General features: G+C 54.2%; 25 protein-coding genes and 1 pseudogene. 12 read left to right on the top strand and 14 right to left on the bottom strand.

The window, feature by feature from the left end:
• The first annotated feature begins 73 nt into the window (after nucleotides 1-73).
• Nucleotides 74-1468 (top strand): adenylate/guanylate cyclase domain-containing protein, encoded by a 1395-nt coding sequence (locus ACR3FB_RS19420; protein WP_480566806.1) that lies wholly within the window; start codon nucleotides 74-76, stop codon nucleotides 1466-1468.
• Between the two features lie 17 nt (nucleotides 1469-1485).
• On the opposite strand, the gene ACR3FB_RS19415 is transcribed toward ACR3FB_RS19420, so the two are convergent.
• Nucleotides 1486-2169 (bottom strand): IS6 family transposase, encoded by a 684-nt coding sequence (locus tag ACR3FB_RS19415; protein WP_480566805.1) that lies wholly within the window; start codon nucleotides 2167-2169, stop codon nucleotides 1486-1488.
• A 215-nt stretch (nucleotides 2170-2384) separates the two neighbouring features.
• Complete coding sequence (locus ACR3FB_RS19410) at nucleotides 2385-3314, bottom strand: LysR family transcriptional regulator (RefSeq protein WP_480566516.1); 930 nt, start codon at nucleotides 3312-3314, stop codon at nucleotides 2385-2387.
• Nucleotides 3315-3426: 112 nt separating this feature from the next.
• Between ACR3FB_RS19410 and ACR3FB_RS19405 the strand changes: the two genes are divergently transcribed.
• From ACR3FB_RS19405 to ACR3FB_RS19395, 3 genes are read left to right on the top strand one after another with little or no spacing between them, the layout of a single operon-like run.
• Nucleotides 3427-4377 (top strand): glutathione S-transferase family protein, encoded by a 951-nt coding sequence (locus ACR3FB_RS19405; RefSeq protein WP_480566514.1) that lies wholly within the window; start codon nucleotides 3427-3429, stop codon nucleotides 4375-4377.
• Complete coding sequence (locus tag ACR3FB_RS19400) at nucleotides 4377-5390, top strand: DMT family transporter (RefSeq protein ID WP_480566513.1); 1014 nt, start codon at nucleotides 4377-4379, stop codon at nucleotides 5388-5390. Before ACR3FB_RS19405 ends, ACR3FB_RS19400 begins: the two co-directional genes overlap by 1 nt.
• Nucleotides 5348-5725, top strand: a complete 378-nt coding sequence (locus ACR3FB_RS19395; protein WP_480566512.1) for a nuclear transport factor 2 family protein — start codon at nucleotides 5348-5350, stop codon at nucleotides 5723-5725. Before ACR3FB_RS19400 ends, ACR3FB_RS19395 begins: the two co-directional genes overlap by 43 nt.
• A gap of 276 nt (nucleotides 5726-6001) precedes the next feature.
• Here the strand turns inward: ACR3FB_RS19395 and ACR3FB_RS19390 are convergent, their stop codons facing one another.
• On the bottom strand, nucleotides 6002-6391 hold the full coding sequence (locus ACR3FB_RS19390) for a DUF983 domain-containing protein (protein WP_480566511.1): 390 nt from the start codon (nucleotides 6389-6391) through the stop codon (nucleotides 6002-6004).
• 159 nt (nucleotides 6392-6550) lie between these two features.
• Between ACR3FB_RS19390 and ACR3FB_RS19385 the strand changes: the two genes are divergently transcribed.
• The gene (locus tag ACR3FB_RS19385) at nucleotides 6551-7921 is read left to right on the top strand and encodes an aminotransferase-like domain-containing protein (RefSeq protein WP_480566739.1); all 1371 of its coding nucleotides are present in this window, start codon (nucleotides 6551-6553) and stop codon (nucleotides 7919-7921) included.
• A 114-nt stretch (nucleotides 7922-8035) separates the two neighbouring features.
• On the opposite strand, the gene cysE is transcribed toward ACR3FB_RS19385, so the two are convergent.
• The 5 genes from cysE to gstA all read right to left on the bottom strand — a co-directional run bounded on the left by cysE (nucleotide 8036) and on the right by gstA (nucleotide 11181).
• The gene (gene cysE, locus ACR3FB_RS19380) at nucleotides 8036-8830 is read right to left on the bottom strand and encodes a serine O-acetyltransferase (RefSeq protein ID WP_480566509.1); all 795 of its coding nucleotides are present in this window, start codon (nucleotides 8828-8830) and stop codon (nucleotides 8036-8038) included.
• Complete coding sequence (locus tag ACR3FB_RS19375; RefSeq protein WP_480566508.1) at nucleotides 8793-9782, bottom strand: DMT family transporter; 990 nt, start codon at nucleotides 9780-9782, stop codon at nucleotides 8793-8795. Before ACR3FB_RS19375 ends, cysE begins: the two co-directional genes overlap by 38 nt.
• Before the next feature lie 184 nt (nucleotides 9783-9966).
• The gene (locus ACR3FB_RS19370) at nucleotides 9967-10188 is read right to left on the bottom strand and encodes a tautomerase family protein (RefSeq protein ID WP_480566507.1); all 222 of its coding nucleotides are present in this window, start codon (nucleotides 10186-10188) and stop codon (nucleotides 9967-9969) included.
• 4 nt (nucleotides 10189-10192) lie between these two features.
• Nucleotides 10193-10576 carry a nuclear transport factor 2 family protein gene (locus tag ACR3FB_RS19365; RefSeq protein WP_480566737.1) on the bottom strand — a complete coding sequence of 128 codons (384 nt, stop codon included), beginning with the start codon at nucleotides 10574-10576 and terminating at the stop codon, nucleotides 10193-10195.
• A complete protein-coding gene (gstA, locus tag ACR3FB_RS19360) occupies nucleotides 10573-11181 on the bottom strand; it encodes a glutathione transferase GstA (RefSeq protein WP_480566504.1) in 609 nt (202 codons plus the stop codon). The genes ACR3FB_RS19365 and gstA overlap by 4 nt, the downstream gene beginning before the upstream one ends.
• Nucleotides 11182-11289: 108 nt before the next feature.
• Here gstA and ACR3FB_RS19355 point away from each other — a divergent pair, with 108 nt between their 5' ends.
• A complete protein-coding gene (locus ACR3FB_RS19355) occupies nucleotides 11290-12183 on the top strand; it encodes a LysR family transcriptional regulator (protein ID WP_480566502.1) in 894 nt (297 codons plus the stop codon).
• Nucleotides 12184-12375: 192 nt separating this feature from the next.
• Here the strand turns inward: ACR3FB_RS19355 and ACR3FB_RS19350 are convergent, their stop codons facing one another.
• Together ACR3FB_RS19350 and ACR3FB_RS19345 are read right to left on the bottom strand one after the other, a co-directional pair.
• Nucleotides 12376-13089, bottom strand: a complete 714-nt coding sequence (locus ACR3FB_RS19350) for a response regulator (protein WP_480566500.1) — start codon at nucleotides 13087-13089, stop codon at nucleotides 12376-12378.
• The gene (locus tag ACR3FB_RS19345; RefSeq protein ID WP_480566498.1) at nucleotides 13082-15313 is read right to left on the bottom strand and encodes an ATP-binding protein; all 2232 of its coding nucleotides are present in this window, start codon (nucleotides 15311-15313) and stop codon (nucleotides 13082-13084) included. Before ACR3FB_RS19345 ends, ACR3FB_RS19350 begins: the two co-directional genes overlap by 8 nt.
• A gap of 259 nt (nucleotides 15314-15572) precedes the next feature.
• Here ACR3FB_RS19345 and ACR3FB_RS19340 point away from each other — a divergent pair, with 259 nt between their 5' ends.
• The 4 genes from ACR3FB_RS19340 (at nucleotide 15573) to ACR3FB_RS19325 (ending at nucleotide 18795) form a co-directional block, all read left to right on the top strand.
• Nucleotides 15573-16412: an alpha/beta fold hydrolase gene (locus tag ACR3FB_RS19340; protein ID WP_480566496.1), complete on the top strand. Its 840-nt coding sequence runs from the start codon at nucleotides 15573-15575 to the stop codon at nucleotides 16410-16412.
• A gap of 75 nt (nucleotides 16413-16487) precedes the next feature.
• Complete coding sequence (locus tag ACR3FB_RS19335; RefSeq protein ID WP_480566494.1) at nucleotides 16488-17318, top strand: class I SAM-dependent methyltransferase; 831 nt, start codon at nucleotides 16488-16490, stop codon at nucleotides 17316-17318.
• Between the two features lie 52 nt (nucleotides 17319-17370).
• On the top strand, nucleotides 17371-17769 hold the full coding sequence (locus tag ACR3FB_RS19330) for a group I truncated hemoglobin (protein WP_480566734.1): 399 nt from the start codon (nucleotides 17371-17373) through the stop codon (nucleotides 17767-17769).
• Nucleotides 17770-17772: 3 nt separating this feature from the next.
• A complete protein-coding gene (locus tag ACR3FB_RS19325) occupies nucleotides 17773-18795 on the top strand; it encodes an adenylate/guanylate cyclase domain-containing protein (protein ID WP_480566490.1) in 1023 nt (340 codons plus the stop codon).
• A 407-nt stretch (nucleotides 18796-19202) separates the two neighbouring features.
• Here ACR3FB_RS19325 and ACR3FB_RS19320 read toward each other — a convergent pair whose 3' ends face one another.
• Nucleotides 19203-20162 (bottom strand): MBL fold metallo-hydrolase, encoded by a 960-nt coding sequence (locus ACR3FB_RS19320; RefSeq protein ID WP_480566488.1) that lies wholly within the window; start codon nucleotides 20160-20162, stop codon nucleotides 19203-19205.
• Nucleotides 20163-20268: 106 nt separating this feature from the next.
• Between ACR3FB_RS19320 and ACR3FB_RS19315 the strand changes: the two genes are divergently transcribed.
• Together ACR3FB_RS19315 and ACR3FB_RS19310 are read left to right on the top strand one after the other, a co-directional pair.
• Nucleotides 20269-20784, top strand: a complete 516-nt coding sequence (locus ACR3FB_RS19315; RefSeq protein ID WP_480566486.1) for a MarR family winged helix-turn-helix transcriptional regulator — start codon at nucleotides 20269-20271, stop codon at nucleotides 20782-20784.
• Between the two features lie 169 nt (nucleotides 20785-20953).
• Nucleotides 20954-21199, top strand: a pseudogene (locus ACR3FB_RS19310) (DDE-type integrase/transposase/recombinase); the annotation flags it as partial.
• A 129-nt stretch (nucleotides 21200-21328) separates the two neighbouring features.
• On the opposite strand, the gene ACR3FB_RS19305 reads toward ACR3FB_RS19310, so the two are convergent.
• From ACR3FB_RS19305 to ACR3FB_RS19295, 3 genes are read right to left on the bottom strand one after another with little or no spacing between them, the layout of a single operon-like run.
• Nucleotides 21329-22849: an ABC transporter transmembrane domain-containing protein gene (locus ACR3FB_RS19305; RefSeq protein WP_480566484.1), complete on the bottom strand. Its 1521-nt coding sequence runs from the start codon at nucleotides 22847-22849 to the stop codon at nucleotides 21329-21331.
• Nucleotides 22846-23892, bottom strand: a complete 1047-nt coding sequence (locus ACR3FB_RS19300) for a P-loop NTPase family protein (RefSeq protein WP_480566483.1) — start codon at nucleotides 23890-23892, stop codon at nucleotides 22846-22848. The genes ACR3FB_RS19305 and ACR3FB_RS19300 overlap by 4 nt, the downstream gene beginning before the upstream one ends.
• A gap of 25 nt (nucleotides 23893-23917) precedes the next feature.
• Entirely contained in the window at nucleotides 23918-24733 is an 816-nt protein-coding gene (locus tag ACR3FB_RS19295; protein WP_480566482.1) for an alpha/beta fold hydrolase, read from the bottom strand.
• Nucleotides 24734-24735 lie beyond the last annotated feature (2 nt).

Here is a 24735-nt window from a genome sequence, read left to right as displayed (position 1 = left end):
AATGCATAGTCTGGACCATACGATTGCCGCTTTTACGTAGCGGACGTGTCGCGCTAGAATTGCATAAAAGAGGATTCTAGTAGCCCGCAAACTGACCGCCATTCTTGCCGCAGATGTGGTTGGCTATTCGGCTTTGATGGCTGAAGATGAAGCTGCGACGCTGGACGCTCTGATCGATCACCAACGAAATATACTGGAGCCTGCAATCTCTGAAAGAGGTGGGCGCATCATCAAGTTGATGGGGGACGGTGTGCTCGCGGAGTTTCAATCCGTTGTCGAGGCTGTCAACTGCGCGGTCACCATCCAGCGCACTTTGGCAGAGATTCAGGCCAACAAACTGTCGTATCGCATCGGGATAAACCTTGGCGATGTCATGACAGAAGGCGATGACATCTACGGCGATGGTGTGAACGTCGCTGCACGGCTTGAAGCACTGGCCGACCCGGGCGGTATCTGCATTTCCGGCATCGTTCACGAAAGCCTTGGGCGCAATATGAGTGTCGAGTTTTCGCCTGCGGGCAAAGAGCGGTTGAAGAACATCGATCGCCCGATCAGCCTGTACCGATGGAGCCCAGATCATACATCGACACGCACTGCCCAAGTCTCTCAGACATCTGAGCGGCACTCCATTGCAGTGCTCCCATTCACAAATATGTCCGGTGACCCGGATCAGGAGTATTTTTCCGACGGTATCGCCGAGGATCTCATAACCGAACTCTCTAGATTTTCGGAACTCTTTGTTATCGCGCGCAATTCCTCGTTCGTTTTCAAGGGACAGTCGGTGGATGTCCAGGGCGTGGCACGGCGCCTCGCGGTTCACTATGTGGTCGAAGGCAGCGTAAGAAAGGCGGGCAACAGGGTGCGCGTGACAGCACAGCTTGTCGACGCTTTGACGGGCGCGCATCTGTGGGCCGAGAGATACGACCGCGAGCTTGAAGACATCTTTGACGTTCAGGATGACGTCGTGAAAGCCATTGTATCCGTTTTGCCGGGCCGCATCGCAGTTGCGGGCGCAGAGACTATTCGGCGCAAACCGACAGAGAGCCTAAATGCTTTCGACTATCTGTTGCGCGGCAATCATGTGCTGGCGCGCCGGGGTGACAATATCCGGGAGGCGATCCGCCATTACAAAGCGGCGATCGAGATTGATCCTGAGTTTTCTGGGGCCTATGCGGGGATCGCAAAGGCGGAAGGCATGTCGGTTTGGGACCTGTCGACCTATGACGACACCCCTCTGGATCGCGCAGAAGCTGCTGGAAAACGCGCGCTTGAGCTAGATGGCAATGACTACCGGTCTCATTTGGCCTATGGGGCCGCCGTGCGCCAACTCGGCAGCCATGCCCTTGCCCGGCAACACCTGAAAAGAGCTATGGTACTTAACCCGAACAGTACCGAGGTTCTGGGCGAATGGGCCATGCTTCAGGCCTACACGGGATGTGTCGCAAACTTTTGGGACGGTCAGAGTTAGCGACTTACTGGACACACTCATCCTGCGATCTCTGCAAATAGCCGAAAGCCAGATGTCGTAGTGCAGGGAAATTGCTGCTTTCGGATCATGTTGGCGACCTCAATGCCGTCCAGGGTAGCCGATGCGGATCTGAACGATTTGAACCCGCACATGTGCCGGATGCGACGCTTGATGAACCGATGATCCTGCTCGATCAGGTTATTCAAATACTTTGACCTGACTGTTTGAATTTTGGCGGTGCAACCAAACCGATTAAGGATTTTGTTCACCTCTCGAATGCCCGCCGCGTTGGCTCCGCTTTTGTCAATGACGATCTTGCTCGGGATTCCGTTTGAAGACAGAGCTTTGGCAAAGAACCTAGCTGCTGCTGGACGGTTCCTGCGCTCAGACAGCATGAAATCAAGGGTATTCCCAGCTTTGTCGACGGCCCGATAGAGGTACATCCATTTGCCGCGAACACGAATATAGGTCTCGTCCATGCGCCATGAACTCAGCGTTGGACGCTTCTTTGATTGCGCTCTTGCTGCGATCATCGGCGAGTATTTCACAACCCACCTATTCAGGGTGGCATGGTCAACTCGCACACCGCGCTCAGGCATGATCTCTTCCAAGTAACGATAGGACACCGTGTATCGCAGATAGAAGTAAACAGCGTACAAAACTGCATCCTTGGGGAAATGACAGCCCATTAACGAGATCATGCTCAAACAACCTGTTCGAAAATTATTCGACCAGTACAAACCTCAGATCACGCGTGCGCGTCAACTAGACCCCAGAGTTTGCGACACATCCGATTTGAAGCTGAGTCGAGCCCTTCGCCGGGTTTTGACCAAGCTAAAACTTTGCAACGGAACCCCGACGAAGCATCACGCCGCGATGCGTGGCGAAGCGGTGGACATGTTCGTGCGTGGATTAGTTAGCGGGGCGCAGTGAGTCCTGCGTCACGATCCCAGTAGGGGTGCCCTTTCCCCACATGGTCGGCAAAGAAGTCGACAAAGGCTCGCACTTTCGATGGTACATGCCTGCGTTCTGGAAACACGGCGTACAGCGCTTGTTCGGGCATCATGAAGTTGGGCAAAACACGCCGAAGCCGCCCCGCTGCCAAGTGAGATCCCGCAATAAAAGTAGGAAGTCGGCCGATTCCTAGGCCAGCGACGAGCGTTGTGCAGAGGGCCTCGCTGTTGTTGACCCGAAACCGCCCATTGGTTCTAATAGCAATCTCCCCGTCTTCGCCTAGGAACTTCCACTCCAGTGGATCTCGGGAATAGGCGTAGTGCAAACAGTCGTGATCCATAAGGTCTTGAGGGTAGGATGGCTCTCCGACACGATCCAAGTAATTTGGTGCGGCAACAATGACGCTGTGGATGGGTGCAAGCCTGCGCACGATCAGTGCAGAGTCAGCAAGTGTTCCCGCGCGCAATGCAAGGTCCATACCGGACTCGACCAAGTCTACAAAGCGGTCATCCATTGACAATTCCATGGTAATGTCAGGATAGAGGCGCAAAAACTCGGGAATTGCCGGTGCGACATGCAATTGGGCGAACGTCATTGGCGCACTGACCCGCAGATGACCAACAGGGGCGCCTTGTAGAGCGGCGACCGCATCTTCGGCCTCCCTCGCGGATCCCAGTGCTTGAATGGCGTGAGACAGATAGATTTCCCCAGCTTCGGTCAAGGAGATACTGCGCGTCGAACGGTGGAAGAGCTGCGCGCCGAGATGTGTCTCAAGCACGCCGATTCGTTTGCTGACCGCAGATTTCGTGAGACCCAACTGCCGAGCGGCTGCGGCAAAGCCACCGTTCTCGGCGACCGCCACGAACACGGGAATTGCGCCAATTTCGATCATCGTGATTGCCTTTAGTCAACTTCTACTCACCCTTGAGTGTAGCAGATAGCCAATTATCTTATCTGAGGAAACCATCTACATCGTTTTGACACGGCAAGAACCGGAGAAAACGATGACCAAGATGCTGATCAATGGGATATTGCGCGACAAGCCTGCTCAAACAAATGGGCACTTTGAGCGGCCGCCAAGCCGGTTTCGCAACTGGATCGAAAACGACGCCAACGCCGAGTTTCCAGCGGAGCCAGATCGCTACCATCTCTACCTGTCCAAGGCTTGTCCTTGGTGCCATGGGGTTGAACTGGTTCTGTCTCTCAAGAGTTTGCGCAATGCTGTCAGCATCACCTGGATGGACCCCATCAGCTCGGAATACGGCTGGGTGATTGACCAAACGTCCTTCAATTCGGAGCATGGCGTACCGCGAGACAGGTATCTCTATGAGGTCTATCAACGCGCTGTACCTGATTACACCGGTGCCATATCTGTGCCGGTTCTGCTTGACCGCGAGAGCAGCAAGATCGTCAGCACAGAATCCGCCGATATTATGCGTATGTTCGGGCACGCGTTTGCGGATGCGCCCGGCTCCGATCTTTATCCCAAGAAGTTGCGCCCCGAAATTGACCGCCTTTCCGAACTGATCCAGAACCCAATTCGCAATGGAGTTTACCGCGCGGGCTTCGCAACCAGTCAAACCGCATACTGCGACGCCGTCACCGCTATTTTTGACACGCTCGATACGTTGGAAAACCTTCTTGAAGGCCAACGATATCTGGCGGGCGATCAACTGACCGAAGTTGATCTTAAGCTATTCCCGACACTGCTGCGGTTCGATCCGGTTTACGTGACCCACTTTAAGATTGATCGGGCCCGTATTGCCGATTACCCGGCGCTTTCGCGTTACCTTGAGGAACTCGTGTCGCACCCGGAGATCGCGGAAACCATCGATCTTCCACATATCCGTGAGCACTATTTCAGGAGCCACCGACACATCAATCCAAATGGGATCATCCCGATTGGACCGATGTCCCTCAACACACGTGCAGCTCAAGTGAAAGGAGTCGCGTGATGCCAAGCTTTGTTCGATCTGCCTCGCCCACCATCCTGATCATTGCTATCGGACTTCTCGTCGGCATGAGCTTTACCTTGTCTAAGTTCGTTGCAATGGCGGATGTAGCAGCTTACCTTGCCCTCTTTTGGCAGGTCTTTGTGGCCAGCATGATCCTGTCTGGTATGCTGATCACCCGGAAAACGGTTCCTCCGACAGCACCACGTTTCTTGACATACTACCTCGGGGCAGGGCTGCTTGGTGTGAGCCTGCCGGCGCTCATTGGGTACGTGGTCCTGGGGCATATAACGACCGGGTTCTACGCGGCGCTGGTGACATTATCTCCAATGTTCACATTCGCGATTTCGGCGGTTGTCGAACGGCGCATGCTGCCAGCTAGTCGGCTCTTCGGAATAGCAGTTGGATTGTTTGGGATCAGTCTTGCCACCCTGCGCGGCTTGGACTTGTCTGAGGTCGACCCCGTATGGATCATTCTGGCTCTGAGTGGACCGTTTGTGCTTGCGTCAGGAAACGTGTTCCGCAGCCGGGCCTACCCGACTGGTGCGGATCCGATGACACTTGCCGCTGGGACGCTTTTTCTTCAGTTGGCTTTAATTGGTGCTGCGCTCTTGATTTCCGGAAAGATTGCCGACAGTGCATCGATTGACCCCAAGGCTTTCGCTGCTGTTGGCGGTATCGGTATGATCACTGCCGTCAGCTACGCGCTTACCTTCGAAGTGCAGAGACGCACGGACGGCGTAGGCTTCTCGCAAGTTGGGTACTTCGCGACATTGTTCGGGATCACCTTTGGCGCTATCGCCTTTGGGGAGTCGATCTCAATTGCCTTCAATGCTTCTCTTCTACTCATCTTCGTTGGTTTGGCGATCACCAACGGGCAACTTTCGATCCGGCGCCTTTTGCAAGCGGTAAGACCGCGTTCTGGTGCAGAAAGCGCCCGACACCTAATCCACTTCAACAAAAGGAAAGTCCAATGCATATCACGGCACCAAACACATCCGAACACACACCAATGATCGCGGCGTTCTACACTGCAGTTGATGCGATGAACGCCCAAGGTGTCGTCGCACAGGTAACCGAGGACGTTCAGTTCCAACTCGGGAATTTCGAACCAATCACAGGTCGAGCCGCGGTAGAAGAAAGCAATGCCGCGTTTTTCGCGACGATCAAGGCCATGAACCACACGGTCAGCGGCGTTTGGTCCAGTGGCGATACCGCCATTTGCGACGGCACCGTTCACTACACACGCCTGGATCAATCGGAGCATAAAGTGCCGTTCGCAGCGCATCTCACGCTCCGCGATGGAAAGATTGCCGACTATAAGGTTTTTGTGGATATATCCGGCCTTTAGACGCCACAGAGCTTTGTAACCCATGTGATCGTGGTCGGAATCGGTAGCAAGGGTTTCGACCAAAGCAAAGATGTTCTTTTTGGCGGCCAACACCAAGTCGGGAGCCTGGCCAAATGTTCCGGCTGCTACTTTTTCTGCAGAGGTCTAGTACTAAGCGACAAAATTCCACTCAGGCATAACTCAAACCCAGGTACATGGTGCATCGCGGGATAGCTACACTTAGCTTTGCGCTAGCTCTAATCTATCGACAAGTCTGCGACACAACTGTTTTCGTCCCTAAAACCCGTGCATGCGTTTGGCCCATTGGTATCCAACAATCAGGCCCTTCATGACCGGCAACAGTGCCAAGGCACCGACTACTGCAATGACCGACATGCTCAAAGCCAGGACCCAGGGTTCGGGCCTCCATGTCACCCAGGCGATGTGCAACGCAAACCCCATAAGGTGGCCAACGATCAAGATCGTAAGATAAGCCGGACCATCATCCGCCCGCTGATGGCTCAGATCCAAACCGCAATTCGAACACTCATCGTTCACTTTGATGTAGCTGTGCAGTAGTTTGCCTTCCCCGCATCTGGGGCACTTGAGGCGCATCCCGTTCATGATTGCGAGTTTGATGGGGCGCTCTTCACTGTCGTCGTGGGTGTCAATTGCAAGGTCGGACATCTTTGATCTCCTTCGGTCGTGCCTCAGATAGTCCATCTTCAGACATAATGCAATCAATTACCAATCAATATAACTGCAAGTGCGACAACATGTTGAATTTCGCCTTAAATACTGATAAATACGACAGACACAATCTTATACATTGAATGGAATAATGACTTGAAGTCATGGACGCCGAATCTGCGCGACGACGGGAAACCACTCTATGTCCAGATCGCGGAAGCGATCAGACATGATGTAGAGACAGGTGTGCTAAATGCAGGTGACAGGCTTCCGCCTCAACGCAGCGTCGCCAAGCTTGTTGGCTTGGATTTCACAACTGTCTCTCGCGGGTACTCTGAGGCTGCGAAGCGAGGGTATATCGACACCTTTGTCGGCCGGGGTTCGTTTATCCGAAAACCAGAAGAAACCTCAGAAAAAGCAGACCCGCGCCGCGCGCTGGAAGAAGACCCAAACATGAACATGCCCCCTGAGCCAGATGATCCAACTCTGGTGGCCCGTATGGAGCAAGGTCTCACACATGTTTCTGCGAACCTCGTTCCTCTACTTCGCTACCAATCCATTATCGGGAGCCGGCAAGACCGGGAGACCGCAGCGCGCTGGATGACCATCAATGGTATCGACATCACAGCAGATCAATTGGCCATCACGCCAGGCGCACATGCCAGTCTGCTGTCGATCCTGACATTGCTCTCCAAGCCCGGAGACACCGTGATCTGTGAGCGTGTGACCTATCCCGGCATTCGTGCCATCGCTGCCCAACTTGGTATTCGGCTGGTTGGCGTGAGATCGGATAACAGTGGAATTCTCCCCGATGAGCTGGATGCTGCAATCCGAGAACATGCGCCTTCTGCTCTGTACCTGAACCCGACGCTTCAAAATCCCCTGACGCTTACAATTCCAACAGAGCGACGTGAGCAGATCGCATCCGTTTTGGACAACTACGGTTTGCCTTTGATTGAAGATGACGCTTGTCGTTTTGTGTCGTCGGATGCGCCACCGCCTATCTCACAGCAGATCCCCGATTTGGGGTGGTACATCGCGGGTCTTTCGAAATGTCTGGGCGCTGGTTTGAGGCTTGCGCTTACGGCGGTTCCGTCTGGGCTGTCGAAAACCCACTTCACGCGGGCCTTGCAAGCATCGAATGTCATGGCGTCGCCAATCACAACAGCTTTAATGGCGCGATGGATCGAGGATGGTACAGCCGCGGCGGTGCAAAAGTTCGTCCGCAAGGAGGCGAACCGCAGACAGAATCTTGCGGCCAAGATTATGCAGGACCAAGACTTCGTCGGCAGCAACGAAGCATTCAATATCTGGCTCAAGCTGCCCGAAGGGTCGAGCCGAGCTGACGTGATGAGCCACATGGCCAATCGTCAAGTCGGAGTTATGCCGAGCAATGCCTTTACGGTAACAGGCGCACCCGACGAAGCGGTCAGGGTGTGCCTGGGAGGGCCAATCTCATACAGCCAGCTGACTGAAGATCTCGAAGTGTTGAATTATGCGATTACCCAAGAAAACTGGGTTCCCTAGTAACAACTGGTTGACGCAACCTGTCTGCCGAATGGAAAAACACTCGCGATGACAGACATCCATTGAAGACCGCATGGTCATTCATGAATCTTCGTTTCCCTCAGGAAACTCCTTTCAGATGTTGGCGGCACGTCCCGTGAGGAGGAACTCAGAGTGAATCCTCACGATTTGGGCCGGCGCACCTGCCATTGTGCAGTTGGGTGGAACGTCCTTTAGAACAACGCTTCCCGCGCCGACTTTGCTGAATGCTCCGATTTCGATGTTTCCGATAATGTTGGCGCCTGCGCCAATCATTGCGCCTTGGCGAACCCTCGGGTGCCGGTCGCCCGCGACCTTTCCCGTCCCCCCAAGTGTAACACTTTGGAGAATGGTCACATTGTCTTCCACAACTGCGGTTTCACCAACAACGATGCCAGAGCCATGATCAAGCATAACTCCGGAACCCATTTGTGCGGCGGGATGAATGTCTGGGCCCAATTCAACAGAGACCCTGTTGGACAGCCAGACCGCAAGTTCCTGGCGACCGGATCGCCACCACCGGTGTGCGAATCTGTGCGCTTGCAGCGCCTGAAAGCCCTTGTAGTTCAGGAATGCGTGGGCACGAGTTCTGCAGGCCGGGTCCCTGGCAAATACGGCCGCAAGGTCTTGTGCCGTTGCGTCGATAAACCGTCCATCGTCCTGTATCGTTTTCAAAAACAAGGAACGAAGCTGTGTTTCCTCAATGTCTCGGTCCATAAGTGGTCGCGCCAGCAGTTCGACAACGGCCTGTCCAAAAGTGCTGGGGGTCAATATGGCGCGCTGCAGCAAAGGTGCGAGAAACGGTTCTTTTTTATACATTTCGCGCGCCTCATGTTTAAGCGTGTTCCATATTTCAGTGACGGCAGGGGTCGGGGTGGGGTCGATGTTCATATCTCGTTTCTCCGATGACCGAGGCTCGGTAATTTGGAGCGGTGGCATTTTTAGGGGTGGATGCAGGACGACCGCCGGTGGAACTGATCAGAAGGCCCAGGATCACCAGCAAAAGCGCGAACAACTCGATTCCATTTGGCACTTGCCCCAAAGCAGGAACAGCCAGCAAAGTGGCAACCCCCGGAGTCAGCGAGGCAAGCATGCTGGCTTGATGGCCGATCAGGCGGAGCGCCCGGGTGAATGCAAAAAGCGACAGCAGCCCAGAGGCGATGCCTTGGAAGAATGACTGAAACAAGATCTCAGACCAGGATGCCATGCCAAGAGTGGAGTAGCCGGAAAACACCCAAACGGGCAGGATCAGTGCCGAAGAGACGCCTCCGACAATAGCGGTTGCCAGGAATGGCGGGATGTCGAAGGTTTTGGATGTTGCGGCGAAACAGGCCCAGCAACAGGCACCGATCAGAAACAGAACATGACCGGCGAAAACGTTCGCATCCGCAAATGGCCCACCTGCAAAGACGAATACAGACAGCGTGGCGATCAAGATCAGCAGATAACCTATGATCTGACGCCGTTGAACGGATGCGCCAAAGAAAACAGCGCAGATTGCAGCGGCCAAAAGAGGCATCAGGCCCGGAACCAATGCACCAGCATGGGCAACCGGAGCTATGCCCAGTCCCAATCCGACGCATAAGGTGAACGGGGTGCCATAAGCCGACAGAAGCAGGCAGCGCTTGACGCCAATCCGGGCGACTTCGTACCGGCGGGCCCATAAGACGGGGGCAAGCAGGATGGCAGGAAAAATCGCACGCAGCCCGGCAAGGTCAACAACAGACAAGCCTGCCATGCGCCCCAATGAAGTCAGGACCAGCCAGCCGGCCCAGATCACAACGGCCAGGACCATCCAGAGGTACCCTTTCAGCACGTCAGTTTGAATAAGGTTCGGGTTCATAGCCGGTTCCGCCAATTGAGTGTGAAAGCAAAAAGACCTCTGATGTCAGCCCTGCACCAGCCAATCGATCTGTCGGGCTGCCCAGGCACAAGTGGGAACAGTTGGATTTTCCCTAAGACGTTTCGGCCTAATCGGTGCGCCATCAGGCACACCGACAGTCGCGGATTTGGGTATCGAAGAGAGTTCAGGGCGCCTTGTCGCGGATATGGCGGACCGAACGGCCTTTCATACCCCAGTTTTCAAGCGGGACTTCGTCAATCACCACAAAGGTCGTTGTGGGATTTTTGTTCAAAACCCTCTGAAGCAGATCGGTAACACCCGAGATAAGCAGTGCCTTTTCTTCTGCAGACGGGCCTTTACCTTCGGGGCCGCCTTCCTGTGTTACCTTGATGTTCACGTAAGGCATCGGATTACTCCTTTCGCTCGACAAACGAGAAGACCTTGGTCAAAACGCGCCAGCCGTCGCCTGTATTGATTAGTGTCAGAAGATCCTGGTAGTTGCGCCCCATCATGGTCATTCGGGCCTCGACAATCCCAATGCGATCGCCTTTGAGCGCGACCCGTTCGATCACCTCTTCTCGGGGGTCGCCGCGCGAGGCGGGTGGTGTGCGCCCGTCGATCCTTTGCATATAGGACTCCAACCCCATGAATTCGTAGGTGCCAGAGGTGCCGTTCACATAAGCAAGGTCTTTGTGGAAAACGGCCCTCAGCACCTTGCTGTCAGAGTGATAGAGACCGTCAAAGTAACGCTTCATCAGCTCTTGGATTTCGGGATGTTCCGACTGTGCCATCATGCCAGCCCTTCCGCGGCAAACGCCGATTTCACAGCCGGACGTTCGGCAATCCGCGCGACATAGGCTGCAAGATGCGGCCAGCCCGACAGGTCAATTGATTTGAAGTTCGCCCAGTTGACCAGGACAAACGTGTAGGCATCCGCAACCGAAAAGGTCTCGTTCACGAGGAATGCTCTTCCATCGGACAAAACCGTTTCTAGATAGTCGAATTTCGACCGAACTTTTGACTCGGCGGCTTGCTGCTCTGCTGCGGTCGCATTGCCGGCAAAGAGCGGGCCCCACGATTTGTGCAGTTCGGCAGCGGCATAGTTGAGGTGCTGCTGCACTCTTGCGCGCGCAATACTGCCAGGTTCGGGGGCAAAGGCACGCTCTGCGTTGTTGTCTGCGATGTACTGAAGAATGGCGACGCCTTCACTCAGGGTTTCGTCGCCAGTGATCGTCAGCGAAGGCACATAGCCGTTGGGGTTAATGTCGCGATAGTCGCTTCCGCTGGCGGTCAATCCCGCATTGGTGTCAACCGCTTCGATCTCGAAGTAGGCGCCGACCTCGTACAGCATGATGTGGCTGGCAAGCGAGCAGGCGCCGGGTTTGTAATAGAGTTTCATTTCAGGCTCCTTTCTTGGGTGTGAACCTGAAGTAGCTGCCATGAGGGACAATTGATAATATCGATTTCTCAGTATAATTATCTAAAAAACAGATCATATGAGATCGACATGACCCTAAATCAACTCGTCGCCCTGGATGCGATTGTCGCCACCGGAACCTTTCGTGCCGCAGCAGAGCGCCTGAATAAGGCTCAATCCGCGGTCAGTCATCAAATCAGGAAACTGGAGGCGGAATTGGAGTTCGATCTTTTCTCTCGCGACGGCTACAGACCAGAACTGACACCCGAAGGTGAGATATTTTTCCGGGAAACAGCGCGCGTGTTGGAGCAAGTGAGTGCGTTAAAATCCGTTGTCGCCGGACTGCGAAGTGCTCAAGAGCCAATGGTTTCCATGGCAATTACAGCAACTATGTCGCTGGAACCTGTCCTCGATCTCTTGGCCAAAGTCAGGCAGACTTATCCCGGAACAAACATCAACGTCGCCTCCGAGATGATGGGTGGGCCGCTCGCAAGGTTGATGGAAGGTGCTGCTGATATGATCATAGCGGGGCTTCAAGACGTTCCGATCGACGAGGTGGAAACGCTCCCGTTTGGTTCGATCACCATCCGGCCTGTTGCAAGCCCTGAGTTTGCAGCGGCCAAAACGCGAGGCGTGCGTTCCAAACGAGAAATGCAGGGCTATACTCAGGTGATCGTGGCCGGGAGCGGTAGCAAGGATTTCGACCAAAGCAGAGATGTTCTGTCTGGTGGCCAACACTGGATCGTGTCGGACTTTGAGGCCAAGAAGTCGATTATCAAGGCCGGCCTGGGTTGGGGCGGTGTCCCAGAGCACCTGATGCAAGAGGAACTTGAATCAGGCGAACTGATTCCGTTGAACGTCGATGGTTTCCCGCCTCGGCACACAGACGTGTTTGCGATCCGCCGGCGTGACAAAACAATGGGCAAGGTTATGTCGGAGATCTGGAAGCTCTTAGCAGCTCGACAGCCAAACGTTGTTCAGTAAACCGATCTGATCCACCAAGGACCGAGCCGGTAGTGTCGCAAACATGATCCGGAAGGAGCAATTCTCTTGTGATACGACTTCCGGCTATCGGCTGTTTGCTGAGATCGCAGAATAAGTGTATCCAGTAAGTCGCTTACTCTGGCCGTCGCAAAAAGCTTGCGACACATCTAATTTTCAGTACGAAAACAAAGACTACTTTGGATCGTACAAGTATCCGATTCCGCGAACGGTTCTGATGATCTCCGGCTTTTCTGGGTTGGTTTCGAGCTTCCGGCGCAATCTGGATATCCGTATGTCGATACTGCGGTCAAAGGGGTCCCACGACCGGTCATGCGCCTGTTCCAGAAGCTGGTCTCGGTTCAATACGCGTCCTTTGTTATCCGCAAATACCTTGAGCAAACTGTATTCCATCGCGGTCAGCTGGACTTCGGACCCGTCCAGGGCAAGTAGCTTCGCGGCTTTTTTGTCCAGCATATAGTCCCCGAATCGCGCCCCATCATTGTCAGCGGTCGCGACGGATGCCGTTTCATTGATGACACCGCGACGCAGGACTGCCTTTATCCGGGCCTCAAGCTCTCGAAGGTCGACGGGTTTGCCCAGATAGTCGTCGGCCCCCATTTCCAAGCCGATGATCCGGTCCACAACATCGCCCGCGGCCGTGAGCATAATCACCGGCGTCGTGTTTTCGGGGCGAAGAGATCTGAGAATGGAAAGGCCATCTTCCTTTGGCATGTTGATGTCCATGATTATGGCATCCACAGTTTGGGCCGAAACGATGGCGCGAAGTTCTTCGCCGCCAGAGGCTGCCGAGACCTTGTAGCCGCGTTTGTTCAGGTATTCCTGAAGCATTTCGCGCACGTCAATCTCATCATCGCAGACCAGAATATGCGCTTTTTGATCATCCATCAGCTTCGTCCCCCTGGTCGGTGAGCAGCCTTCCGACAAGCGCTCTGAGCTCTAAGGGTGAGACCGGTTTTTCCAGGAAAGGAAGATCAGACTCTTTGAGTAAACCCAGCGAGTTTTCTCCCATCGTGTCACCAGTAATATACGCCGTGCGTGTCAGCATATCGGGGAAACGCGTTACCAACGCTTCGTAAATCTTCCGTCCGTCAACACCCGGCATATTCAGGTCACTCAGAAATACGTCGTACTTGGCAGAATGCAGGTGGTTCAGTGCTTCTTCGCCGGACGAAACGAAGTCGACGTGAAACCCTTCTCTTCTAAGGATTTCAGCATTCAACTCACCCACTTCCACCTCATCATCCACGATTAAGACACGTTGCTTCGCAGGCGACGAACGGGTTTTGATCGGCTCATTTTTGTCACCTACCTGCGCCAGTGCCACAGGCAGGACAATCCGAAAGCAAGTACCTGTGTCATCGGTCTGATCTAACCTGATCTGGCCGCCATGTGACAGGACAATGCGATGACAGAACGCCAATCCGATTCCGGTCCCGTCGCCGACTTCTTTCGTGGTGAAGAACGGTTCAAAGATGCGGGGGCGAATGGTTTTGGGGATTCCGGGTCCATTATCCTTGACCGTGATCTCTACCATTTCTGTGTTTGGCTTGTCTTCGACCGACAGCGTGATTTGGTTACCAATTCTAGTTGAAGTCATAGCCTGCTCGGCATTGATAATCAGGTTGAGGAGAACCTGTGTCAGCTGATCAGCGTCCCCGGCAATTGGGGGAACATCGGAGGGCAGGGAGTGAGTGATTTGGATTTCACCGGATGTACTGCCATAGCCCGCGACATCGGCTGCTGTTTCGATCAAACTGAGCACATCGACCTGCTCGATCTTGCTGGGTTGCTGACGTGCCATTGCCAGAAAAGTCTTCACAATCTTTGCGCACCGTTCTGCGGCGCTACTGATCTTTTCTATCCTGACAGTCAAATCGGGGTCGGTGATCTCTTCTTTCAGCATCAGCGCGTGGCCAACAACAACTGAAAGGGGGTTGTTGAGCTCATGCGCAACGCCTGCAAGGAGCTCACCAAGCGCAGACATCTTTTCGTTTTGAAACACCAGCTCTCGTTGCTTTTCAAGCTCGGCTTCTATTGCCAGTTCGTCTGTCAGATCACGTGTATTGGAGACGATGACTTCTTCGCCATTGAACTGGATAAGGCGCGAAGAATCCGCACCCCAGAACGTTCGCCCATTGATATCGACGAACTCCATGCGCCGATCCTTGAGGGACCCCGACTGCCGAAGTTCCTTCAGGTACCGTTCACGTTCGTTGGGATCGGCGTAGTAGGACTTGGAGCTTTCACTATCCCCAAACAACGCCCTGATTTCTGGCGTTGCGAAAAGCACTTTGCCCGTATTGGCATGCGTCATGTTTATGGCGGCGGGGTAGGCCTCCACAACTTGGCGGATCAGGGCGTCAGCCTCTTTCTGGACAGTGAGGTCGATGATGCTGGTCACGATGACCTCTTCGCCCTTGTAGTCGATCAGCTGCGAAGAGATTGAAGCGGGAAAGGTTTTTCCTTCAGCATTCACCAGATCAAGCTTGTAGTCATTGACCTGCCCGTCGGCCAAAAGCAGCGTGATAAAATCCGCGCGCTCTTCCGGGTTCAGATAGTGCTCTTTCGCTGACCGTGAGGGGCCGAACAACTGACGGGCAGCGGGTGTGCGATACAAGAGCTGTCCGTCGCCAATCCGGGCCATGGTCACAATCGCTGAACTGGCATCCAGAACCTTTCGGATCAGAAGATCTCCGTCCCGCTCTTCGACTTCGGCCTGTTTTCGTGCGGTGATATCTTCGCGCGTTACAACAAATCCGCCGAGTTTGGTTGGGTGAACAGAAACCAGATAGGTCCGTCCGTCGGTTTCGGTCAGTTCATAGTCCTGTATGAACTCGATCCCGTTCTCCAACCTGTCCGAAACCCACTGCTGTTCGTTGCCTATGGCGTCAGCGTAAATACCTCTGCGTGCTGTCTCACGCATCAGGATTTCCCAATCCAGACCGGGTTTCAGCAGGTCCGAGACACCTTTGTTCATCTCGGCATATCGCTGGTTAAACATGACAAGGCGACGGTCATCATCGTAAAGGGCGAACCCTTCCTTGAGGGATTCAATGGCGTCACGAAGAAGGTTTCTTGCCTTCTCGATTTCTTCAAGATCGTTTGCCATGTCCGTCGTCATCCTGGTCTTCTAAGTTATCATTGTTTCAGTGCCATTTCAAAATCAGCGTCTTGTGTTTCAATTGTTTCAGACTGCGCGGTTTCGTTCCAGTGTCAGTCGAAAACCTGTTTGTTTTCGAAGCGGATAGCGCGATGTGTGACCCACTTCACAGAGCTACAACTGAAACATTAAGCCCCGATTTCAGAAATCACATTGAAACAATGGATGGTCAGTTTGTGCCCATAGCAAATGCAATTGGGTAAGTACGATGACTATTTCATTCAGACCAACAGATACGATAAACGCACCGATTGTCGCGTTGCATTCTTCTGCATCGAACGGTGCACAATGGAGCCAACTGGCAAAAGATTTAGAGGGTCGTTTCGAGGTTCATGCCTTCGACCTGCCAGGCTATGGCCAGACCCCACTGGTCGGCGATAGCTCTCAAAAAGGCGCGGCTGTTTCTGCGGTTCCCGTGATCCGGGAAATTGAGGCCTTGGGCCGCGCGGTGCATCTTGTCGGACATTCCAACGGCGGCAGTGTTGCCATCAAGGTCGCGTTGATGCGGCCTGATCTTGTGAAAAGCCTGACGGTCTATGAACCTGCAGCGTTTCACTTTCTTAAACATGGTAACGAGGTCAGCCGACAACTGTTTGGACAACTTAAACTGTTGTTCCGATTGGTGACGGCCGCTGCTGCGCAGGGTGAGGCAGAGGCAGGGATGTGTCATTTCCTGGATTTCTGGAACGAAGTGGGCTTCTGGGACGCGCTTCCCGTTTCCGCCCAGACCCGCTTTGCACAGCAGATCACGTCGGTCATGACAGATTTCGCCAACGGATTTGCAGAAACCTGGGACTTGGCCGAGTTGTCGAGTCTCGAGATTCCCTCGCTGGTGATGACCGGTTTGGAATCTCCGGAAATCGCGCAGCGTGCATCGGTGGCAATTGCCAAGGCATTGCCAAACGCGCGGATCGCCCTGTTGCCTGAGCTTGGGCATATGGCGCCGGTTTTCCAGCCCGAGTGGATCAACTCGCGAATTATCGAGCACGTTGCCAGCGCTGAGCGGCCCGTCGTGAATATCAGCTGGCCCAAACGGCAAGCTGCATAAACTGTCCGCATTCGATGATGCGGCCTTCAATTCAACTTCTGGAGAAAGACCAGAAAAACCAAGAGGAATAATAAAATGGGTATTCAGACAGCAATCGATACCACAACGGACTTTGCAGCAATCAAGGCCAAGCAAAATGCGGCATGGGGATCGGGTGACTACAGCAAGGTTGGTGTAACCCTTCAGATCACCGGTGAAGAACTTGCAGAGGCTATGGGTATGATGCCAGGCACCAAAGTGCTTGATGTCGCGGCGGGTAATGGCAACGCCACACTTGCTTTTGCGCGTCGCTTTTGCGATGTCACCTCGACCGACTATGTTGAAGCCCTGCTAGAGTCCAGCGGCCAGCGCGCAAAGGCCGAAGGTCTTTTCGTCACATACAAGGTCGCCGACGCGGAAAAGCTTCCCTTTACGGATCAATCCTTTGACGCCGTCGTGTCCACATTCGGAGTGATGTTCACACCGAACCAGCAACAATCTGCGTCAGAGCTTCAACGTGTCGCCAAATCCGGTGGCAAGATCGGTATGGCGAATTGGACACCGGAAAGTTTCATCGGCCAGATGTTCAAAACCATCGGCAAACACGTTCCGCCACCGGCTGGCGTAAACTCTCCCGCTTTGTGGGGCAGTCAGCACTGGGTCGAGGATGCTTTCGGCACCAAGTGCGATATCGTCTCGTTCCGGCGCAAGAACTTCATGTTTCGTTACAGATCGGCAGAACATTTTCTGGAGTTTTTCCGGACTTTCTATGGGCCAATGCAGAAAGCCTTTGATGCCTTGGATACGGAAGGGCAGACGGCCCTGCGCCAGGATATCATGGCTCTGATTGAGAAGTTCGATATCTCGAACAATGACTCGTTGTGCATTTCGTCTGAGTATGCCGAGGTTATCGTCCGGCGTCGCTAAGGGAACGATGCGCTCACCGCTCTTGGGTCTTGTTGTCAAAGAGCGGTGAGAATTGTCTTTGTTTGACCAGTTTTTTGAAAAGGGTTTTGAGATGGCTGAACGCACACTTTATGAGAAGTACGGCGGGTTTTCGAAGATTAGCAAGATCGTGATCTCATTCTACGACAGTCTTTTGGACAATGATGATGTCGGACCCTTTTTTGACAATGTCGACATGGGCCGTATGGTCGATCACCAGACAAAGTTCATTGCTTCGCTTCTTGGCGGCCCGGCATCCTACACGGATAACCAGCTACGTCAGTTGCATTCCAATCTGAGCATCACGCACGCCCATTTCGATGAATTGGAAACGGTGTTGCAGCACGCATTAGAAAAACACAACGTGGCAGCAGAAGATATAGCTGTTGTTGTTGCGGAATTCGGAAAGCGCCGCCCCCTTATTGTTAGGTAAGCCATGACTATTGAAGCCATCAATGAACAGCTGCTGCGCGCAATTGGCGTGGGTGTCGCACTACTAAACCGTGAAACGCTGCAGTTTGGTTTCCGTAATGACACGTTTGATGAATGGTTCAGCGGCGATAACCCATTGGACCACTTGCAGCAGCTTTTCCCCGACCTTGATACCGATGCGGTTCAGCAAAGCCTAATCGAGACGCAGCGATACACATCTGAAATCAGTTTTAAGAAGAAGCGCAGAACGCTGGTAGTCGCACTCGATTTTACAGTCGCGCATGATGACGTGCTGGTCTTAGTTTGCCAAAATATAACCCGCATCAAAGAACTGGAATCGATAATCGACTCCTATTCGATGATGGTAGAACGGAATACACGCGAGCTGAAACGCGAAAAGGAGCAGGTGGAAAAGCTTTTACTGAACCTGATGCCGCGATCTGTTTATGAAGAGTACAAGACATTCGGTGTTGTTACACCTCAGCTTTATGATCCTGTGTCTGTTCTGATGCTCGACTTTGTTGGGTTCACGGAAATGGTGGCCTCGCAGGACCCAAGCGTTACCGTAACCGAATTGAACGATATTTACAGCGCGTTTGATCGCATCGGTGAGCAATTCGGGTGCGAACGCATCAAAACAATCGGGGACGCTTATATCACCGTGGCCGGTTTGCCTGACCCAACCCCAGATCATGCTAAAGCCATTGCCAATACGGCGATTCGATTTGTGCGTTATCTAAACCGCCGTAACCTGAGCCACCCACATCAATGGCGTTGCCGAATTGGACTGGCGTCAGGGTCAGTCGTCGGTTCCGTCGTAGGGATTCAGAAGTATGTGTACGACATCTTTGGGCCGGCCGTGAACTTGGCATCCCGGCTTCAAGAGTTTTCCGAACCGATGCAGATCACTGTTCAAGGCGACGTTGCTCATGTTCTAAAAGAACAGTTCAAACTTGAAGAAATCGGACAAAAAATGATCCGAGGATTTGGGGAGCAAGGAGTTTGGCGCCTTGCTGACGAAAACTAGTTTCATCCCTTTGAACCAGCCCCCTGAGGTTGTGGCGCAAACTTTGAACTGAGATTGACGAGCACTTTGGTTTCGCAGTCTGTTCCCGTCGACTAGTTTTCGAACGGGTTCTAGGTATGATCTCTCTGAAAGGCTGCCACTTTCATACGGATCCAGTTCTTTACGCTGTTTATTTCTATTTGCGGTACATAGTTTCGTTCCGTGATTTGGAAAAGATCATGGCCGAACGCGGCGTGTAGGTGGACCACGCTACTCTCAATAGGTGGGTTTTAAAGTATTCGTTGATGATCGCCGCGAGCGCGCAATCAAAGCAGCAACCAACGCTGAGTTCCTAGCGCATGGACGAAACCTATTTCCGTGTGCGCCGCAAGTGGGCACTGCCTTTCCGAGCGCCCACTTTTGTTGTTTTAAAGCCAGCTTGTCGGGACAAAGCGATATGCGTCGTCAGAACGGACAATTCGGCCAAATCCTGGAAAATGTACGTGCGACCCGGCAATGAGCAGGCCATCCGCAGCCGCGCGATCAAAGATGCGCATCCGGGTTTGAGCTGCTTGTTCCGGATCCACGTCGAAACCAAAGCCTGTCTCTGGCAGTGCTGTCTGCAGATCCGTGCTGTGAAGAGCATCCGCGATCATAAGCAATTGTTGATCCCCACCATCAATATGCACAACAGCATGTCCGGGTGTGTGGCCGGGGGCTAGTTCCAGCGTAATGCCCGGAGCCACTTCGGTTTCAGGCGCCACAGCACGAACGCGATCGCCGTAGGCGCCGAAAACACTCTGTGCCAGTGCGAACAATGGGCGGGCTTCTTCCGGGGCTTGCGTCAGCATGGCTTCATTTCCCCAGAACCCAAACTCGACATCAGTCATCACCAGTTCGGCTTTCGGGAAGGCTGCGCCTCCGTTGTCAACCAGTCCGCCGATATGGTCCGGATGTGCATGCGTTACGATGACCATGTCGACGTCGTCGGCCATCACCCCTGCTGCGGGTAGCCCATCAGCCAGTCGTCCAAAACCCGGACCCAGAATATCAACCGCACCCATGCCACCGTCGATGAGAATTGTGCGATCATCGGATTGGAGCAAAAACGCATTGACCGGCGCAGGTAGCACGTCACCGGAAATCCCAGCAGCAGCCAGTGCTCCGTCGATCTGGGATTGATCGGGGCCAAAGAAGAAGTTTTTACCAAGTGGGGCCATGCCGTCGAAGACAGCCGTTACGCGATAACGACCGACAGGCGCATCAAACATGGCAGGCGCGCGCGCGGCGGGCTGTGTGTTCTGGGCGGAAGCTGCGGTTCCGGATGAGATCAGAACAGGGGCTGACAAGGCGGCCAGCCCAAAGCTACGGCGGGACAGATGTGTCATAGGATTTTCCTTCACATGATTTAACATCGTATACGAAGTAATCGAGTGCGAGTTTATTGATGTCAAGTCTTTTCAGATCTCTCTCTAATGCGTAAGTTCAGGTACCATGAAGAACGAACCACCAAACGACCCGCGTCTCGACACGCTCCTGTGTTTCAGTGCTTACGCGTTGAACCGTGCTTTCGGACGCTTCTATCAGGCGGCCTTTTCGGAAACAGGCATGACCTATCCCAAATTCGTGATCTTGATGGCTTTGGACGAGGCAGGTCCGATGACTGTGTCTGAGCTATCTTCCAAAGCGGGGGTCGAGCCGAACACACTGTCGCCGCTGCTCAAGAAGATGGCAGGTTTCGGCATCCTAACCCGGACCCGCGCGGAGCAGGACGAGCGTCGTGTACTGATCGATATAACCGAGTTTGGCACCCAGGTGTTGACCAGAGCACGGCGCGTGGTCGCCGAAGGTTATGAAGCCCTGGACCTGGATGATGCCAATCCGAATGAACCTTTGTCCTATATGGAAAAAGTCCGCAGCGCACTGGAGCTGGCAGAGCCTCCAAAGCTGATGATTGATGATCTGAAAGAGGCGCAAGAGGCCGCGCAAGCAAACACGGCTAAACAGTAAATGCCAGAGCGTCCAGGATCAAAGCAACAAGGCTGGGGCCGATTCAAAAGGTATCGGTCAGGCATTGTCAGATTGTTGAAGCGGTCTTTCGGCGGTAACGCTATACTAAGTTTAATCTGTCTGATCTGTCCCGTCTCAACGGCTTCAGTTTCCCTCGCACAGTTATCGGTTAAACAAGATGTTGAACTGCATTGGTTGCCCAGTTCCCGTTGAAATGGTCAGGCGGAAAAACTTGAACAACACCTTGGAACAAGACCACCGTTTCATCAAAAGACGAACCCGCCCGATGCTGGGGTTCAAAGCCGTCGCATCAGCAGCGGCAACGTTCGACGGAATAGAAGTAGTGCACATGATCCGCAAAGGTCATTTCACACCCGGACTCTATCCGCTTCAACAATTCGCCCAATTAGCAGGATATCCACTCTCTGCATTCTCGAGCGTCAATGGTCAAGATTTGCAACAGATCCACGTTGGAACCTACGGGCTCGACAATCCCGTCAAAGTATTCGCGACGCATCCCAAACGGCTTACTTTTGCTTGAAAGTCAAAGAAATGAATTGCTTTTTTGGCTATGGTTTTCACGGAAAGAAGTGAGTTTTGTAGCCAATTGCCATGACGAAGTTGACCTGAAAGCAATGCACGGAGCAATGACAGCAAGAATTAAGCCGGGTTTCTGAAGAATAAGCCTCAGACAAGAAACGGAAATTCTCTGATCCGTGGTTAAATTGGTACCGCGCTCCGTCAATTTGAAGTCCAAGCCACCAATCTCTTGAACGACGTCTTGCAGGGCAACACTCTCGGCGACTTTTTTGATTTGCTCGTCCGATGGACGTTTCTTTAGACCTAGGGTCAAAGCCCGACGCAGGCTGCCTTTCAGGATCAAGGGTTGGTCGGTGAGAATTCCGACAGATCGGCGCAGGCTCCCGGGCGTTAGTTCTGAAATGTCTTTACCATCCAGTTTTAAAGACATGTCCCCGGTCGTTGCGTTGCCAAGCAGGGCGACTTCGATCTGGTCCATCAACATGCTTGAAATAACGGCCTGTTCCCCGGGGCGTATTTTCAATTCCGGGCCATGTGTGGTGGTGATTTCAACCGAAACGGGTTCTTTGCGCAGGTGTGCTTTCGCGCTTCGTGATGCCGCCAGAGGGCGGTTCAAAGCACGGGACAGGTTGCTATAGGCCGCCCGATATTTTGCAGCATGATCGCTGGATGTTATTGCATTGCGCAAAGGTCTGATCATCAGACCCAGAGCTGCCAAACCGGCCGCGATCGTTCCCGCAGACAGGCCGCCAGTTCCGCCGATTACCATGATCAGGCTTGCGGCGATTGCGGCTGAGAACTCTGGCACGGCCTTTCGGACTTCGCTCAGACGCCGGCGCACGCAGGCCGCATCGGCCACGCGGTCTGCCCGGCGGTCCAGCGACTTCACCTCGATGTGGCGCCGTCCCAGCGCTGAAAGCCTTGGCGCAATCGGCAGGCGCTCGGTGACATCTGCTGCCAGCCGCGCCCGCAGTTTTCGCAATTGGCGGTGCGTGTCCAGAAGTTTGCGCTGTGTCAGCGCCGCCCAAAGCGCTGAGGGCAGGATCGCGCAGACTGCCACCCAGACAAACCGCTGGTCAAGGTATATCAACACAGCTGTCGCTGCGGGCAACAAAACGGCAGCCTGAATAAGCCTGGGTAAGCCAAGGCCAGGCCAATCCTGCAATGCCGACAAGTCACCGGTAAAGCGCAGGACATGATAGCCCATGCGTCTTTGGTCCAGATCGCGTTGATCGCTGCGGCTTGCGTGATCGAACAGCCGCAGGCGGATGTCTTTGGCGTAGTTCTGGCCTAACCGCTCCGCGAGTGTTCTCAAGACCAGTTGCATCAGCGCGCCGTACAGCCCCGCCACGCCGATGACTGTAATCGGAAGAACGGGCAGGTCCGATACGGCGTGCAAGGCGACAAAGACCGTGCGCGTTGCAATGGCCACCGCTGCAAGAGCGGTGGCCTGCGAGAGGCTCGCAAACAGAATCCAGGCAAACAGGCGACGCCTTTGACCCTCAAGCAGTCCAGGGGGGGTCATGCGGCGTACCGGGTCCGCTCGATCCCGGCGCGTGCGGCCAGTGTGTTTGCATAGGCCGGATCAAGAAGCTGACTGCGCGTCAGAACCTGAACTCCTGTCGCAGCCTGGGCTTCCTCGACCGCCATGGGCGAACATGACAGCATCCCTGTCAGTGCAATGGGGCGGATCCCATTTCGGCCCAGCTCGGCTACACCTCCTGCGGCTGCGACCGGATCGGCGCAGGCAAACAGGTACTTCGAAAACCGGCCACGGACGGAGGCGTCGGCCAGCAGGGCGGCTGTCTCCCGCTGGAAGATGCCGTCGGCCAGTTCCATCACCGCGATGTCGCAACCAAGGGATTCTGACTCGCCCAGAAGCGTATCAATGCCCGCAACGATGCGCGGCATAGGTTCCAGATAGGTCGTAACCATGCCTGCGTCGGTAAAATCGGCCACAAAGGATGCACCAGCATCGACAAAGGAGTTGTAATCTCCAAACGCGCCGGTCCCGGTGCCTTTCAGCACGGCCACCTGCCACCCGGCCTTGGTCAGACCATGGGCCAGGGCGGCTGTTGCTGTTGTTTTGCCCGAGTTCATTGCGGTTCCAACCACACAGATCACCGGAATCTGCGCCGGCTTGGTACGTTCGGGCAGGGCGAAACCACTGGTGTTCAGAACAACACCGTCCTTTGAGGTGATGCGCCCCAGCGGCTGAATGCGGGTCGGGGGTTTGATGCGCTCGTTTCGATGCACCATGCGCCCAAGACACCCCCCGCCAGCAAGCATATCGCTGCCCTTTTTGTCGATCTCAGCCAGCCCTTCGAACTGATCGGGCGCGTATCGCGCGCCGCAGGGCAGCACAACAAGATCACCGGGATACAGGGTTGAAGGCCGTCCCGCAGGCAACTGAATGCGTTGGTGGTTGCCGATTGATGCGACACGGCCAAGGATCAGATCTCCGGGTTGCGCCTGCGCAAAGTCTTGACGCAACCCATGCGCCAGCCTCTGATCAATGCGTCTGGTTGCAAAACACCATTTTGCATCTTTGAAGTGATAGTTTTCCATGGGTAATCTCCTGTTTTCAAAAATTTTAAACTTCACAGACAAGCTTGGATAAGCCCGCTTCGGCGCAATCGGCGAAGCTGTGCACGCAGTTGGGGATTTCCGTCAGCGACAGATCAGGAACGATCCCCCGCGCCTCGGCGGCGGCGCGAAAAGCCCTGCAATAGTGTCGTGCGCGGGCCAGCCGGTTGCGGCCTTGGACATCGTCGATATCATGCCCTTTTCGAAGGGCATCATCCCGTTGATGATCCTCGGCACCCACGTAGACCCGAAGCTTGAGTTCGAGGTAATTTCGCAACTGGTTGTGGGCCAGAGCGGGGACGTTCATCTTCAAAGGCTTGTCCGCCGGGGCCAAACCCATCGGAAAAGGTTGAGTAAAATCCGGCAGACAATACCAACCAGCAGCGGCGATATGCAGGCTGGCCACACGTTGCGGATACAGCATCGCAAATCGATGTGCGAGCTGTGCGCCGCCGGAATACCCGAACAGGTCTACCTTGTTGGTTCTCGCAACGCCCATCTGTTCAACCAACGCGAGCATTGCGAGAAGGGATCGATCCGGTCGGTAGCTGCCAATACTTTGGAAATGGGGCCAGTGCCTTTTTGAGAAACGAGGCGTGATCAGAACCTGTCCCTTGGCGTTACAATGGCTTGCAAAGGCCGTGGCAATCACGGATGCCCGCCGCGAAATTCCGTGCAAAGCCAACAAGGGAGGGGTATCGGGCGCGGGAATGCTCGGGATGTGAACATCGGCGGACAGTGTGCGTTCGCCGACGCGGACCGAAAACCGGGTGGTCGTCATTGGTCCGTTGACAGGGGGAACATCCATTGCGGTATCGAACATCA

It is taken from the genome of Ruegeria sp. AO1, from assembly GCF_056535985.1.
The sequence above is the reverse complement of the archived record's forward strand: the minus strand, read 5'-3'. Positions and strand labels throughout refer to the sequence as shown.